Origin of the sequence: Arthrobacter sp. zg-Y1110, assembly GCF_025244865.1 — a bacterium.
Lineage (GTDB): Bacteria > Actinomycetota > Actinomycetes > Actinomycetales > Micrococcaceae > Arthrobacter_B.
Map to the genome: position 1 here is coordinate 1188824 of NZ_CP104272.1, position 15372 is coordinate 1204195.

The following is a 15372-nucleotide window of genomic DNA, read 5'->3' on the forward strand; positions in this document are numbered from 1 at the left end:
TGGCGGTGCCCGGGGCGGACGCTGCCCCGCCGTTCCTGCGTTTTGTCCAGATCCCTCCGGATTGTCCGGATCCCTGCGCAGCGCGGCGTAGGGATTGCCACAAACCGAAGGGATTCCGACAACCCGAAGGGAATCCGGGCCCGGTGCCCTGAAATCACGCGCTTCCCGGTCCGGCGTGGCAGGAAAAGCGCGGGAGCTAGGCCAGTTCGAGCTCGAGTTCCTTGACCACGGCGCCGCGGGCATTGGCGAAGCCCTGCGTTTCACCGATAACGGTGAAGCCGTATTTCTCCAGGATGCGGATGGAACTGACGTTGTCCGCAACGGCACGTGCCCGGATCGGGCGTTCGGCGAATTCCTCCAGGAACAACCCCACCGCCGCGGTGGTGATGCCCTGCCCCCAGTGCGCCTTGTCAATCCAGTAGCTGATCTCGGGAATGTCACCGTCACGGTAGGCGAGGATGCTGCCTACCACTTCGCCGTCGGCCACAATGGTGCGCACGGTGACGGTCGGATCGTTCAGGATGCTCTGCCAATGGTGGTCAAAGACGCCGCGGTCCGCCGGGTTCTTGGCGCTGAACGCGGCCATATGGTTGGCACTCGGGTCCAGCTGGTGGGAGAAAAACTCCTCCAGGTCGGCGGGAACTACGGCACGAAGCTCAATCACGGCAGGTCTTTCTGCTCGGGGGGGTGGAGTTCTGCCTGCCGGGAACGCCGGCAGGCCTGACAGCTATTGGACGTTCAAGGCCGCCCACGCCATTCTATCGAGCAGCGTACGAAGCCTTGCCGTCTCGCGGGCGCTGATCCGGCCGCGGACGGTATGGGAGGTGGAATTGATCAGGCCGAAGACACCTTGGGCCCGGTGCCGCAGCAACGGCAGGTCGGAGCCGGGGTGCAGCGCGGAAAGCGCGTCCACCCAGACCTCGACGTACTGTCGCTGCAGGGAGCGTACCCGCCGTTCGTCGCCTTCCGGCAGGCTGCCCAGATCCCGGTCCTGGACCCGGATCACGTCCGCCTGGCGCAGCGCGAAATCAACCTGGAATTCCACCAGGCCGCGCAGGGCGATTTCCGGGGTCGAAGATTCGGCGACCACCGCCTTCCCGCCCTCCAGCAGGTCCTCGCTGACACCGATCAGCAGGGCGGAGAGCACTGCGGGTTTGCCGCTGAAATGCCGGTAGACCGCCGGTCCGCTGACCCCTGCGGCGGCACCGAGCTCCTCAATGGAGACACCGTTGTAGCCGCGTTCGGCAAACAGGGATGCGGCGGCGTCGAGCATTACTGCCCGACGGGAGGCCTTTGCCTGGCTGCGCCCGGTCATTCGGGCCTCTGCTGTTGCTTCGTCTTTTGCTACGTCCATTCCCACCCCTTCTGATTGGACTGCGCATTTATTCCTATTGTGGTGGACAGGTGAGTTAATAACCAATAACCTGACTTGGGTTAGGGGTTATTAACTCAGCTTAGTGCAGGGTTTTCCCTCGCCACTGTTGCAGAAAGACGTCAATGGAGACACTGAAATCCGGGTTGGATACGGCTTCGGCCGCGTTTGCCGCAAATGCCGCGGCGCAGCAGGCGCTGGTACAGGAGCTGCGCGGACGGCTGGCGGACGCCGCCGCCGGCGGACCGCAGCGTTCCCGCGAGCGGCACACGGCACGCGGAAAGCTGCTGCCCCGCGAGCGGGTCATCCGTCTCCTGGACGAGGGCAGCCCCTTCCTTGAAGTGGCGCCGCTGGCCGCTGCGGACATGTACGACGGCGAGTGCCCCGGTGCGGGACTGATCGCCGGCATCGGCCTGGTGCAGGGCCGGCAGGTGATGATCCTGTCCAATGACGCCACGGTCAAGGGCGGAACGTACTACCCGATGACGGTCAAAAAGCATCTGCGGGCACAGGAAATCGCTTTGGAAAACCGGCTGCCGTGCATTTACCTGGTGGACTCCGGCGGAGCTTTCCTTCCCCGGCAGGACGAGGTTTTTCCCGACCGGGAGCATTTCGGCAGGATTTTCTTCAACCAGGCGCAGATGTCCGCGCGGAAAATCCCGCAGATCGCCGCCGTCCTGGGCTCCTGCACCGCCGGCGGCGCCTATGTGCCGGCAATGAGCGACGAAACCGTGATTGTGCGCAACCAGGGGACCATCTTCCTGGGCGGCCCGCCGCTGGTGAAGGCAGCCATCGGCGAGATCGTCACCGCGGAGGAACTGGGCGGCGGAGACGTGCACTCCCGCATCAGCGGCGTCACCGACCATCTGGCCGAAAACGACGCCCACGCCCTGGAGATAGTGCGCAGCATCGTGGAGACCTTCCCGCAGCAGGAACCGGTAGGGGACATTGCGGAGTCCCGGCCGCCCGCCGAGGACCCGGCCGAAATCTACGGCACCGTTCCCACCGATCTGCAGACCCCCTATGACGTACGCGAACTGATCGCCCGCCTGGTGGACGCCAGCGAGTTCCACGAGTTCAAGAAGGAGTACGGCACCACCCTGGTCACCGGGTTCGCCCGGCTGCACGGCCACCGGATCGGCATCGTTGCCAACAACGGCGTGCTGTTCAGCGAATCAGCACTCAAGGGTGCCCACTTCATTGAGTTGTGCGACCAGCGCGGCATCCCCCTGGTGTTCCTGCAGAACATTTCCGGGTTCATGGTCGGCCGGGATTACGAAGCAGGCGGAATCGCCAAGAACGGCGCCAAAATGGTCACCGCGGTGGCCACCTGCCGCGTTCCCAAACTGACGGTGGTGGTGGGCGGTTCCTTCGGAGCCGGCAACTACTCCATGTGCGGACGGGCGTACTCGCCGCGCTTTATGTGGATGTGGCCGGCCGCCCGGATTTCCGTCATGGGCGGAGCCCAGGCATCGTCGGTGCTGGCCACCGTCAAGCGGGACCAGCTCGAGGGCCGCGGCGAGGAATGGCCGGCGGAGGACGAGGAAGCCTTCAAGGCCCCGATCCGCGAAACCTACGAAACCCAGGGCAGCCCGTATTACTCCACGGCACGGCTGTGGGACGACGGCATCATCGACCCACTCGACACCCGCACCGTCCTGGGCCTGGCCCTGGACGTCTGCGCCAACGCACCCCTGCCGGAGACCTCCTTCGGCCTGTTCCGGATGTGAGCGACTATGACCCCGCAGCCCTATAACGCCGCACCGCTTTTCGACACCGTCCTGGTCGCCAACCGCGGCGAAATCGCCTGCCGTGTTATCCGCACCCTGAGGACGCTGGGGATCCGGTCGGTGGCCGTCTACAGCGACGACGACGCCGGTGCCCGCCATGTGCGCGAAGCCGACCTCGCGGTCCGGCTCGGCCCGGCACCGGCCCGGCAGAGCTACCTCTCCGTGGACGCAGTGCTCGCCGCCTGCCGCAGCACCGGGGCACAGGCCGTGCATCCCGGCTACGGGTTCCTGAGCGAAAACGCGGACTTCGCCTCCGCCCTGGCTGACGCCGGAATCACCTTCATCGGCCCGCCGGTCCGGTCCCTCGATCTGATGGGGGACAAGATCCGCGCCAAGAACCATGTGCAGGCACACGGCGTACCGGTGGTTCCCGGGATCGCCGAACCAGGCCTGGACGATGCCCGCCTGCTGGCGGCCGCAGCCGACGTCGGCTATCCCATCCTGATCAAGCCCTCCGCCGGCGGCGGCGGCAAAGGCATGCAGGCCGTGCAGAATCCCGGCGACCTGCCGGCAGCACTGCAGACGGCCCGGCGGGTGGCCGCGTCGGCCTTCGGCGACGACACCCTGTTCCTGGAACGGCTGGTCTCCTCACCCCGGCACATCGAGGTGCAGATCCTCGCGGACACGCACGGGAACGTCGTCCACCTGGGGGAGCGGGAATGCTCGCTGCAGCGGCGGCACCAGAAAGTCATCGAGGAAGCACCCTCCGTGCTGCTGGACGCGGCCACCCGGGAACGCATCGGCGAGGCGGCGTGCAATGCCGCCCGCTCCGTGGATTACACCGGGGCGGGAACCGTGGAGTTCCTGGTTTCCGACGCCGCTCCGGACGAGTTCTTCTTTATGGAAATGAACACCCGCCTGCAGGTGGAACATCCAGTGACCGAAATGGTCACCGGCGTGGACCTGGTGGCCGAGCAGATCCGGATTGCCGCAGGGCATCCGCTGTCCCTCAAACAGGAGGATGTCACCCTCACGGGGCATGCGGTGGAAGCCCGGATCTACGCGGAGGACCCGGAGCGGGACTTCCTGCCGACGTCGGGCTCCGTGCAGTGGCTGCGCGAACCCGCCGGCGACGGCGTGCGGGTGGATTCCTCCCTGCTGCCCGGACTGGCCGTTTCCTCCAGCTATGACCCGATGCTGGCCAAGGTCATCGCCTGGGGGCCTGACCGTGCCGCCGCACTGGCCCGCCTGGACACGGCGCTCGCGGGTACCGCAGTGCTGGGCATCGGCACCAACGTGGAATACCTCCGCCTGCTGCTGGCCGATCCCGATGTCCGCGCCGGGCGGCTGGACACCACCCTGATCGAGCGGCGCCTGCCCGGACTGAAGTTCCGGTCGCCGCAGGTCCCCGAACTCGCCGCAGCCGCCCTGATGTACGTGCAGGAGCTGGCGGACACGGCGTCGGGTTCTCCCTGGCGGCGGGCGGACGGCTGGCGGATCGCCGGAAGCGGTGCGGGCGGCGGGAACGGCAACGCCGGCGGAACGCCCCTGCACCTGGTCTTTGCCGCCCCGGCACCCGGCGGCAACGACGTCGAAGTGGTCGTTACCGGCACCGCTCGGGACGCAGCGGTGCGGATCGGCGGGATAACGCACACCGCCTCCCTGCTGGCCGGCAGCGGGACCCGGGACGGGGGACGCGTGAGCGTTTCCCTGGACGGGGTCCTGCACAGCTTCACTGTCGCCGCCGAACCGGAAACCGGGGCGTTCTGGCTCGCCGGAGGAACGGCCGGCGAGCTGTTCACGGTCCGGTTGCGCCTGCGCAGCCGGCGCGAGCAGCTGGACCGGCACCTGGCGGCAGCCGGACGCGTTGCCGGCGAAGCGGACCCGGTGGTGCGCTCGCCGATGCCGGGCACCGTCGTCGCGGTGGCCGTGGCGGACGGTGACCGGGTACCCGCCGGGGCGCCGCTGCTCAGCGTCGAAGCCATGAAGATGGAACACCAGCTGCGGGCACCCATGGCCGGCATCGTCTCCCTCAGCCTGAAGCCCGGAGACCTGGTGAAGGCCGACCAGGTCCTGGCCACCCTCACGCCGGAAACGGAAACGGAAACGGATTCCCGCACCGACGCCGCAACAGACCCGCACAACGAACAAGGAGCAGACCATGCCCGACTTTGAACTCAGCGAGGAATACCAGGACCTCTCCGACACGGTGCGCGACTTCGCTGACGAAGTCATCGCCCCCGTGTCCGCCCAGCACGACGCGGAGCACAGCTTCCCGTACAAGGTCATCGCCCAGATGGGGGAGATGGGACTGTTCGGGCTGCCCTTCCCGGAGGAATACGGCGGCATGGGCGGAGACTACTTCGCCCTGGCCCTGGCGCTGGAACAGATCGCCCGGGTGGACCAGTCCGTGGCCATCACACTGGAAGCCGGGGTCTCGCTCGGCGCCATGCCCGTCTACCGGTTCGGCAACGAGGAGCAGAAGCAGAAGTGGCTGCCCCTGCTCGCCAGCGGCGAAGCGCTCGCAGGCTTCGGCCTCACAGAACGCGAGGCAGGCTCCGACGCCGGCGGCACCAAGACCACCGCCCGGCTCGAGGACGGGCAGTGGGTCATCAACGGCAGCAAGGAGTTCATCACCAACTCCGGCACCGACATCACCCGCCTGGTGACCGTCACGGCTGTGACGGACACCGTCACCGAGCCGGACGGTTCCGTCCGGAAGCTCATCTCCACCATCCTCGTGCCGACCGAAACGCCCGGCTTCACGGCCGAAAAGCCGTACAACAAGGTGGGCTGGAATGCCTCGGACACGCATCCGCTGACCCTCACCGACGTCCGGGTGCCCGAGGCGAACCTGCTGGGTGCCCGGGGGCGGGGCTTCGCGAACTTCCTGCAGATCCTGGACGAGGGCCGCATCGCCATCGCGGCGCTGGCCACCGGTGCCGCGCAGGGGTGCGTGGATGAATCTCTGCGATACGCCAAGGAACGCGAGGCGTTCGGTGCGGCCATCGGCACCTACCAGTCGATCTCCTTCAAGATCGCGCGCATGCAGGCCCGGGCGCACACGGCCCGCCTCGCCTACTACGACGCCGCCGCCCGCATGCTCGCCGGACGTCCCTTCAAGACGCAGGCCGCGATCGCCAAGATGGTGGCCGGCGAAGCCGCCATGGACAACGCCCGCGACGCCACCCAGATCTTCGGCGGTTACGGTTTCATCAACGAGTTCCCGGTGGCCCGGCATTACCGAGATTCCAAGATCCTTGAAATCGGTGAGGGTACTACTGAGGTGCAGTTGATGCTGATTGCCCGCAGTATGGGCCTGTGACAACCGACGGTGACTTTGCCAACTGAGAACGAACGGACACTGCCATGATCAACAAGGTGTACCCCGGTGCGGCCGAGGCCGTCGCCGATATTCCGGACGGCGCTTCCCTGGCCGTGGGCGGCTTCGGCCTCTGCGGTATTCCGGTGGCGTTGATCGATGCCCTGCATGCCGCAGGCACTACGGACCTGGAAACCGTCAGCAACAACTGCGGCGTGGATGACTGGGGGCTCGGCCGGTTGCTTGCCGACCACCGGATCCGGCGTACCGTCAGCTCCTATGTCGGGGAGAACAAGGAATTTGCCCGCCAGTTCCTCTCCGGCGAATTGGAAGTGGTGTTGACCCCGCAGGGCACGCTCGCCGAGAAGCTGCGCGCCGGCGGCGCCGGCATTCCGGCCTTCTACACCCCGGCCGGGGTAGGCACGCAGGTGTCCGAGGGCGGCCTGCCGCAGAAGTACGACGCCGAGGGGTCCGTGGTGCTGGCCTCCGACCCGAAGGAGGTCCGCAGCTTTCACGGCGCGGACTATGTGCTGGAGGAATCGCTGACCCCCGACTTCGCCCTGGTCCATGCAGCGAAGGGAGACCGGCACGGAAACCTGGTCTTCCATGCCACGGCCATGAACTTCAACCCGCTCTGCGCCATGGCCGGGCGCATCACCATCGCCGAGGTCGAAGAGCTGGTGGAGCCCGGGGAGCTGGATCCCGAACACGTCCACGTCCCCGGGATCTTTGTCCAGCGGGTGGTCCTGGCACCCGACGCGGAGAAACGCATAGAGAAGCGGACGGTTACGGCCGGCGCGGGCAGCACCAACGGAAGCAAGGAGTCCTGAGATGGCACTGAGCCGGCAGGAACTGGCCACCCGGGTAGCCCGTGAGCTGCACGACGGCGAATACGTGAACCTCGGCATCGGCATGCCCACGCTGATTCCGAACTACATCCCCGAAGGCGTGGAAGTGGTGCTGCACTCCGAGAACGGAATCCTCGGCGTCGGGCCGTACCCCACGGAAGACCAGCTGGACCCGGACCTGATCAATGCCGGAAAGGAAACCGTCACCGTGAACAGCGGTGCGTCCTTCTTTGATTCCGGCGCCTCCTTCGGCATGGTGCGCGGCGGTCATGTGGACGTCGCGGTACTGGGTGCCATGGAAGTGGCAGCGAACGGCGACCTGGCCAACTGGATGGTGCCCGGAAAGATGGTCAAGGGCATGGGCGGGGCAATGGACCTGGTGTTCGGTGCCAAGCGCGTGATCGTCATGATGGAGCACCTGGACCGGGCGGGCCGGCCCAAGATCGTGCGCGAATGCTCCCTGCCGCTGACCGGAAAGGGATGCGTGGACCTGATCGTCACCGACCTGGCCGTGATCGAGGTTGGCCCGGAGGGGCTTGTGCTGCGCGAGACCGCTCCCGGCGTCAGCGTCGAGGAAGTAGTTGCGGGCACGGATGCACCGTTGGAGGTTTCCCTTGACGTATGAGGAGCCCGACGCCGGCACCGAGGAGGTCGCGATGGCCCCTCGGGTCATTGAGCAGCGCGGCCTCTGGTTCGAGGAGTTCGAGCCGGGAGCGGTTTACCGCCACCGGCCCGGCCGCACCGTCACCGAGGCGGACAACGTCCTGTTCACCACCCTGACCATGAACACCCAGGGCCTGCACCTGGATGCCGCCTACAGCGGGGCCTCTCCGTTTGGGCAGCGGCTGGTGAACTCCATGTTCACCCTGGCCACGATGGTGGGCCAGTCGGTGGGGCAACTGACGCAGGGCACCCTGGTGGCGCAGCTGGGGCTGGGGGAGGTCGGCTTCCCGCACCCGCTCTTCCACGGCGACACCCTGTATACCGAAACCGAAGTCGCGGACAAACGGCTCTCCTCTTCCCGTCCCGGGCAGGGGATCGTCACGCTGACCCACACCGGCAGGAACCAAAACGGGGACATTGTCGGGCGGTGCACCCGGACCGCCCTGATGTGGACGGAGGAGGGCTACGCCGCACATGAGGCAGGCGCCGGCACGCGATAGGTTGGATCGGCAAGCACAACAGGAAAGACCTAGGAGTACAGCGATGACCACCTTCCCCATGGGACCAGCCCTGCTTTTCTGCCCGGGGGACCGGCCCGAACGCTTCGGCAAAGCTGCCGAGCGTGCGGACGCCGTCATCCTAGACCTCGAGGACGCCGTCGCTCCCCGGGACAAGGAAGCGGCCCGGAAGAACATCATCGCCGCGGAGCTGGACCCCGAACGCACCATTGTCCGGGTCAATCCCCTCGGGACGGAGGACTTCGAGAGAGACCTCGCCGCCCTGTACCAGACCCCCTACCGCACCGTGATGCTGGCCAAGACGGAGGACGGACCCGCCGTCGCCCGGGCGCTCGCCGGTTTCACCGTCGTCGCCCTGCTGGAAACGGCGCTGGGCGTGGTCCGGGCCGCGGAGATAGCCGCTACGGAGAACGTGGCTGCCCTGATGTGGGGCGCCGAGGACCTGCTGGCTTCGCTCGGCGGGGAATCCAGCCGCCACCAGGACGGCACCTACCGCAGCGTCGCCGTGCAGGCCCGCTCCACGGTGCTGCTCGCAGCCGGCGCCTTTGGCAAGGGGGCCATCGACTCGATCTACGGCAACATCCCGGATACCGAGGGGCTGGAAGTCGAAGCGCGCGACGCCGTCGCTTCGGGGTTCGCAGCCAAGGCCTGCATCCATCCCGGCCAGGTCGCTGCCGTGCGCGCCGCTTACGCACCGGACCCCGCAGACGTCACCTACGCCGAGCAGGTGCTGGCCGAGGCCAGGAACCACGGGGGAGTGTTTAACTTCCGCGGCCAGATGATCGACGGTCCGCTGCTGAAGCAGGCCGAGCAGACGCTGCGCCGCGCGCAGGGCTGAATCCCGCCGTGACGGCCGCTACTCTTTCATCATGCGCATAGTCATAGCGGGAGCCCACGGAAAAATCGCACGCGAACTGGGACGCCTCATGGCGGCTGACGGACACGATGTTGCCGGCCTGATCCGCAACCCGGACCAGGTAACGGACCTGGAGGCGGACGGCGTCGCACCGGTGGTGCTGGACCTGGAGAACAGCACCCTGGAGGACGTTGTGCAGGTCCTCACCGGTGCGGATGCGGCCGTCTTTGCCGCCGGCGCCGGACCGGGAAGCGGTGCGGCCCGCAAGGACACCGTGGACCGCGCCGCCGCCGTACTGCTCGCCGACGCCGCCGAGCAGGCAGGAGCCGGCCGGTTCCTCCAGGTCTCCTCCGGCGGCCTTGACGCCGTCAGAGGCGGCGCCCGCCCGGAGTCGATGGACGAGGTGATGTACGCCTACCTGGTGGCCAAGCTCGCCGCCGAAGAAGACCTGATGGCACGCAGCCAGCTGGACTGGACAATTGTCCGGCCGGGCATCCTGACCAACGACGCACCCATCGGCCTGGTGGAACTCGCCCCCGAGGTGGACCGGGAGTCCATCCCTCGCGCCGACGTCGCCGCCGTCCTTGCCGAGCTGCTCAGGACCGGCAACGGCGTCCACCAGGCGCTGGGCCTGGTCTCCGGGACCACGCCTGTTCCCGACGCCGTGCAGGCACTGCAGCCGGCCCGCTAGTTCCGGCCTCCCGGCTTCCCTGCTTCCCTGCTTCCCGCTTCCCTGGTTCCCCGACGCGCAGCAATGCCGAAGGTCGCCGGGCTGCGGGATACTGGAGGCATGCAGCCTTCCGACTCGATGTCCTCCGACCACGACTACGTCCGTTCCCGCCGACCCGGTTCGGACCATCTTCCCCGGCGGATAGTTTTGCTCGGTTCCACCGGGTCGATTGGAACGCAGGCCATCGACGTGGCCGACGGCGCACCGGAGCGGTTCCGCATTGTGGCACTGGCAGCCGGCGGGTCCAACCTGGAGCTCCTGGCCCGGCAAGCCGTGCACACCCGGGCGGAGGCGGTAGGCTGCGCCGCCGTCGACCTGCCCACCCTGCACCGGCATATTTCGGACGCCGCAGCCGCTGCCGGCATCACCGGATATACACCTGAACTGTTTGTCGGAAAGTCCGCGGCCACCGCAATCGCCGCCTGGACCGAAGCCGACGTCGTGCTCAACGGCATCACCGGGTCGATCGGACTGGAACCCACGCTGGCCGCCCTGGCTGCGGGGCACCTGCTGGCCCTGGCAAACAAGGAATCCCTGATCGTGGGCGGAGAACTGGTCAAGCGTGCCGCTGCTCCCGGGCAGCTGGTTCCGGTGGACTCCGAGCATTCGGCACTCGCCCAGGCCCTCCGCTCAGGCACCCACGGCGAAGTGGACCGGCTGGTGGTGACGGCCTCGGGCGGTCCGTTCCGCGGGCGCAAGCGCTCCGAACTGGCGGACGTCACGCCGGAACAGGCACTGGCGCACCCGACCTGGAACATGGGCCGGGTGATCACCACCAACTCGGCCAGCATGGTCAACAAGGCCCTGGAAGTCATCGAGGCGCACCTGCTGTTCGACATCCCGCTGGACCGGATCGACGTCGTCGTCCATCCGCAGTCCATGGTGCATTCCATGGTGCAGTTCGTGGACGGCTCCACCATTGCCCAGGTCTCACCGCCGGACATGCGGCTGCCGATCGCGCTGGGCATGGGCTGGCCGCACCGGGTGCCCGGCGCCGCACAGCCCTGCGACTGGACCCGGGCCACCGAATGGACCTTCGAACCCCTGGACGAGGAAGCCTTCCCCGCCGTCGCGCTGGCCAAGCAGGCGGCCGCTGCCGGGGGCACGCGCATGGCCGTCTACAACGCCGCCAACGAGGAAGCCGTGGACGCGTTCCATGACGGGTTGATCGGTTTCACAGACATCGTTGATACGATCGCCGCCGTACTTGAGGAAGCCCCGGACTCGGGGCCGCTCACCCTTCAATCGCTGCTGGCGGCGGAGGAGTGGGCACGTGCCGCTGCGCGGAAGCGTTGTGGAAGATGACAAGAGCCGCAGTTGAACTGAAGGAAGCCCGTTGACCATTCTGCTTTTCATCCTTGGCGTGCTGTTCGTGGCGGTCGGCATTGCTGCCTCCATCGCCCTGCACGAGGTAGGCCACCTCCTGCCGGCCAAGGCCTTCAAGGTGCGGGTCACCCAGTACATGATCGGGTTCGGACCCACGGTCTTCTCCCGGACCCGCGGCGAAACCGAATACGGTGTCAAGGCACTGCCCCTGGGCGGCTACGTTTCCATGGTCGGCATGTTCCCGCCCAACAAGGAGCACGACGGCGAGGTGCGGCGTTCCAGCACCGGCATGTTCCAGCAGCTCGCCACCGAAGCGCGGCAGGCCGAGACCGACCGCCTGGTCGAGGGCGACGAAAACCGGGTCTTCTATAAGCTTCCCGTGTACAAGCGGATCATCATCATGCTCGGCGGGCCGTTCATGAACCTGCTGATCGGCGTCGTGCTTTTTGCGGTCCTGCTGATGGGCTTCGGTACCGCGCAGACCACCACCACGCTGGCGGAAGTCAACAAGTGCGTGATCACTGCCGAGCAGCAGGCGGCCACCGGCCAGACCGACTGCACGGAAGCCGATCCTGCCGCCCCCGCGCATGAGGCCGGCCTGCTTCCCGGGGACACCATCACGAAGTTCGACGGCCGGGACGTTACGTCCTGGGAAGAGCTGACGGGCTGGATCCGCGAGGCTGCCGGACGCACGGTTCCGCTGACCTATGAGCGGGACGGTGTCGAAGCCCAGACGAGCATCACGCCGCTGCTCACCGAACGCCCGGTGGTGGGCGACGACGGCGCCGCCAAGACCGACGACGCCGGCAACTACCTCACGGAGGAAGTGGGCTTCATCGGAGTCGGCGCAGAGCAGGAACTGGTGAACCAGCCGGCGACCGCTGTGCTGCCTGCGGTGGGGGACAACCTGGTCAACATTGCCGGCGTCGTGGTCAACCTTCCCCAGCGCCTGGTGGACGTTGCCCAGGCAGCGTTCTCCTCCGAACCGCGGGACCCGAACGGACCCATGAGCGTGGTGGGCGTCGGCCGCATTGCCGGGGAGATTTCCGCGGAGGAAGCCATTCCGCTAACGGATCGGGTGGCAACACTCATTGGACTCGTTGCCAGCGTGAACCTGGCGCTGTTCGTCTTCAACCTCATTCCGCTGCTGCCTCTGGACGGCGGCCACGTTGCCGGGGCGCTGTGGGAGGGACTGTGGCGCCGCATGGCGAAGCTGTTCCGCCGTCCGGACCCGGGGCCCTTCGATATGGCGAAGCTGCTTCCGCTGACGTACGCCGTGGCGGTGCTGCTGATGGGAATGGGCGCGCTGCTGATCTACGCGGACATCGTGAAGCCGGTCAGCCTGTTCAACTAGGTTTCCTTGTTTCCGTGTGTTCCCGGGTCCGGGGTCCGGCGCGGGCCCGGCGCGGGCCTGCTCCGGTGCCCGGAACGGCGGCAACGAAATCCCTCGCTCGCAGAGCTCGCCGGGATATTAAAGCCGCCTTATCCGGGCACCTGCGCGGGCGCTGACCCGGTGACCCCGGGTGCCCGCCTTATCCGGGCGCTTGCACCGACCCCGGTGATGACCCGGGGGTGCCCGCCTACTCCGGGCGCCTGCGCGGACCCCTGTCCCGGGTGGCCGCCTTATCCGGGGTCACCGGCGCGCGTCTGCCGGTACCGATCCGGGTAGGCCTGGAAAGTGTGCAGATCCGGGTGGCGGTGGTATTCGCTACCGAGATTCCGTATCGGGACATCACTCGGGCTTCAGTAGGACCGGTCACCGGGCTGGCGGAGGGTATGGGGCTCCGGATCCTGCCGGATGCCACAGGCTACCTGGTTGGCGGACCGTCAGCTCGGATCGAATGCGGGCAGGGCGCCGTGCTGGTGTCCTGTCGTGAACCGGAACGCCTCCTGTCCTGCCTGGCCAGTCAGAACGTGCCTACGGCCTAGGACTTCGAGCTTCCAACCCGGGTCCGGCTCCCGCAGAGGGTCCCACGGTCTGGGACGGGTGAGCGCTTCTGGGGTCACATCCGCCACAGCATCACCACCGGGTGGGACGCTGTGTCCGGGGGAGGTGCACTCAGGCGGGGGAACCGCAGAGGGTCCCACGGTCTGTGACGGGTGAGTGCTCCTGGGGTCACATCCGCCACAGCATCACCACCGGGTGGGACGCTGTGTCCGGGGGAGGTGCACTCAGGCGGGGGAACCGCAGAGGGTCCCACGGTCTGTGACGGGTGAGTACTCCTGGGGTCGCATCCGTCACACCAGTACCATCCGGTGGGACGCTGTGTCCGGGGGAGATGCACTCAGGCAGGGGAACCGCAGAGGGTCCCACGGTCGGGGACGGGTGAGCGCTCCTGGGGGCACATCCGCCACAGCAGCACCACCGGGTGGGACCCTGTGTCCGGGGGGAGATGCACTCAGGCAGGGGAACCGCAGAGGGTCCCACGGTCTGGGACGGGTGAGTACTCCTGGGGACACATCCGCCACAGCATCACCACCCGGTGGGACGCTGTGTCCGCCAGGTTGGGCCACCGCAGCCCAGCCCCAGTTGCAAATGAGAATGAACCCGTAAACGGTTGCAATCTGATTTACATACGCTTACGGTTGCAACATGTTCGTCCTCACGATCGACCAGCGCAACAGTCAAGGCAGCGGCGACAAGGTGCCGCAGCTCCTGGCTGCCCTCGCAGACCTGCCGATGCTGCTGGCCTTCGAACGGTCGGTAGGCGATGAAATCCAAGGCGTCTGCGACTCGGCCCAGACCGCTACCGACGCCGTTCTCCGGGTCCTGCGGGACGGTGACTGGTACGTGGGTGTCGGCGTCGGAGGGGTCCTTGAACCCCTGCCGCCCAGTCCCCGCGAAGCTGGAGGACCGGCTTTCGTGGCAGCCCGTCGGGCGGTAGACCGGGCCAAGAAAAGCGGTGACCGGCCGCCCGTCGCGGTGGAGGGATCGCCGGGTGCTCCCGAGGCGGAGGCGGTCCTGGTCCTGCTCGGCCGCCTGATCGCCGAACGCACGGACGCGGAATGGCGGATCCTGCAGCACGTGGACCCCGGCAAATGGGGTTCGCAGACTGCTGCTGCCCGTAAGCTCGGCATCAGTTCCCAAGCGGTGAGCAAGGCGGCTAGGCGGGGCGGCTGGCAGGAGGAATGGGCTGCACGGCCCGCAGCGGCAGTATTGCTGGAGCGTGCCGATGACCTCGCCGGCGGAACGGGATCAGCTCAACGAAGGACGGATAAATGACGATTGTGTGGGTCGTGACCGGACTCCTGGCCGCCGCGCTGCTCGGCTGGCCCGTGACCGCCGGCGTGCTGCGCCTGGCCAGCGCGGTCCAGAACCCGCCGCCTCCGCCACCGGCTGCCATCCTCCGCGGCGGGCTGGCGATCGGCGTGCTGGAACGCCTCGCGGTGGCCGCAGCGGTCCTTGCCGACGAGCCGGTGGCGATCGCCTACGTCGTCGCAGTCAAGGGACTCGGACGGTACGCCGAGCTCAAGGAGACCCCGGCGGCGGCAGAGCGCTTCATCATCGGCACCCTGGCCTCGATGCTGTGGGCGGTGGCGGTAGCCGTTCCCATCCGGCTGCTCCTGCTCTAATCAAGGGAGCCCGGACCGCCTTACTGCAGCAGTCCGGGCATCCCGTAGGCTTGAGGACATGAGTATTTTTGCAGTTGAGTATGTCTACGACGCCGATTCGGCCGAACTCCGCGACCAGCACCGTCCTGCACACCGCCAGTGGCTGCAGCAGCTTGTGGATGAGGGACATGTCCTGTCTGCGGGCGCGTTCGTGGACGGCGCCGGAGCGCTGCTTTTGGTTGTTGCAGAGGACGAAACCGGCCTGCTTGCCCTGCTGAAGCAGGATCCGTTCGCCGTTGTCGGCGCTATTTCCGGCATGAAGACCACTGCCTGGAAACCTGCCCTCGGCGCGTTCTCCGACCTCGCGTAGCCCTGGCGTTCTAAGCCCACAGTGATATTCGCCCGCCCCCAGCAGTCTCTGTCCGGGGCGGGGTGATAATAGGAAGTGCGCGTTT

The 15372-nt window shown here is 67.3% G+C and carries 15 protein-coding genes; 13 read left to right on the forward strand and 2 right to left on the reverse strand.

Features of this window, described 5'->3' with window-relative positions:
* Positions 1-196 precede the first annotated feature (196 nt).
* On the reverse strand, positions 197-664 hold the full coding sequence (locus tag N2K99_RS05480) for a GNAT family N-acetyltransferase (protein WP_227924447.1): 468 nt from the start codon (positions 662-664) through the stop codon (positions 197-199).
* 63 nt (positions 665-727) lie between these two features.
* Positions 728-1354, reverse strand: a complete 627-nt coding sequence (locus N2K99_RS05485; protein ID WP_227924448.1) for a TetR/AcrR family transcriptional regulator — start codon at positions 1352-1354, stop codon at positions 728-730.
* 143 nt (positions 1355-1497) lie between these two features.
* On the opposite strand from N2K99_RS05485, the gene N2K99_RS05490 reads away from it, so the two are divergent.
* The 13 genes from N2K99_RS05490 (at position 1498) to N2K99_RS05550 (ending at position 15287) form a co-directional block, all read left to right on the forward strand.
* Complete coding sequence (locus N2K99_RS05490; RefSeq protein WP_227934552.1) at positions 1498-3102, forward strand: carboxyl transferase domain-containing protein; 1605 nt, start codon at positions 1498-1500, stop codon at positions 3100-3102.
* Positions 3103-3108: 6 nt separating this feature from the next.
* A complete protein-coding gene (locus N2K99_RS05495; protein ID WP_227934553.1) occupies positions 3109-5277 on the forward strand; it encodes a biotin carboxylase N-terminal domain-containing protein in 2169 nt (722 codons plus the stop codon).
* Positions 5264-6427 carry an acyl-CoA dehydrogenase family protein gene (locus N2K99_RS05500; protein WP_227934554.1) on the forward strand — a complete coding sequence of 388 codons (1164 nt, stop codon included), beginning with the start codon at positions 5264-5266 and terminating at the stop codon, positions 6425-6427. Before N2K99_RS05495 ends, N2K99_RS05500 begins: the two co-directional genes overlap by 14 nt.
* Before the next feature lie 44 nt (positions 6428-6471).
* Positions 6472-7254 (forward strand): CoA transferase subunit A, encoded by a 783-nt coding sequence (locus N2K99_RS05505; protein ID WP_227924452.1) that lies wholly within the window; start codon positions 6472-6474, stop codon positions 7252-7254.
* 1 nt (position 7255) lies between these two features.
* Positions 7256-7897 carry a CoA transferase subunit B gene (locus tag N2K99_RS05510; RefSeq protein WP_227934555.1) on the forward strand — a complete coding sequence of 214 codons (642 nt, stop codon included), beginning with the start codon at positions 7256-7258 and terminating at the stop codon, positions 7895-7897.
* Between the two features lie 31 nt (positions 7898-7928).
* Positions 7929-8435, forward strand: coding sequence for a MaoC family dehydratase (locus N2K99_RS05515; protein WP_227934561.1), 507 nt, complete (start codon positions 7929-7931; stop codon positions 8433-8435).
* Between the two features lie 43 nt (positions 8436-8478).
* Positions 8479-9291 carry a CoA ester lyase gene (locus N2K99_RS05520; RefSeq protein ID WP_227934556.1) on the forward strand — a complete coding sequence of 271 codons (813 nt, stop codon included), beginning with the start codon at positions 8479-8481 and terminating at the stop codon, positions 9289-9291.
* 31 nt (positions 9292-9322) lie between these two features.
* Complete coding sequence (locus tag N2K99_RS05525) at positions 9323-10000, forward strand: NAD(P)-binding oxidoreductase (protein WP_227924455.1); 678 nt, start codon at positions 9323-9325, stop codon at positions 9998-10000.
* Between the two features lie 117 nt (positions 10001-10117).
* Positions 10118-11344 carry a 1-deoxy-D-xylulose-5-phosphate reductoisomerase gene (dxr, locus tag N2K99_RS05530; RefSeq protein WP_227934562.1) on the forward strand — a complete coding sequence of 409 codons (1227 nt, stop codon included), beginning with the start codon at positions 10118-10120 and terminating at the stop codon, positions 11342-11344.
* A 31-nt stretch (positions 11345-11375) separates the two neighbouring features.
* A complete protein-coding gene (locus N2K99_RS05535) occupies positions 11376-12719 on the forward strand; it encodes an RIP metalloprotease (protein ID WP_227934557.1) in 1344 nt (447 codons plus the stop codon).
* Between the two features lie 1239 nt (positions 12720-13958).
* The gene (locus tag N2K99_RS05540) at positions 13959-14588 is read left to right on the forward strand and encodes a helix-turn-helix domain-containing protein (RefSeq protein ID WP_227924457.1); all 630 of its coding nucleotides are present in this window, start codon (positions 13959-13961) and stop codon (positions 14586-14588) included.
* Positions 14585-14938: a hypothetical protein gene (locus N2K99_RS05545; protein ID WP_227924458.1), complete on the forward strand. Its 354-nt coding sequence runs from the start codon at positions 14585-14587 to the stop codon at positions 14936-14938. Before N2K99_RS05540 ends, N2K99_RS05545 begins: the two co-directional genes overlap by 4 nt.
* A gap of 58 nt (positions 14939-14996) precedes the next feature.
* Complete coding sequence (locus N2K99_RS05550; RefSeq protein ID WP_227924459.1) at positions 14997-15287, forward strand: YciI family protein; 291 nt, start codon at positions 14997-14999, stop codon at positions 15285-15287.
* The last annotated feature ends 85 nt before the right edge of the window (positions 15288-15372 follow it).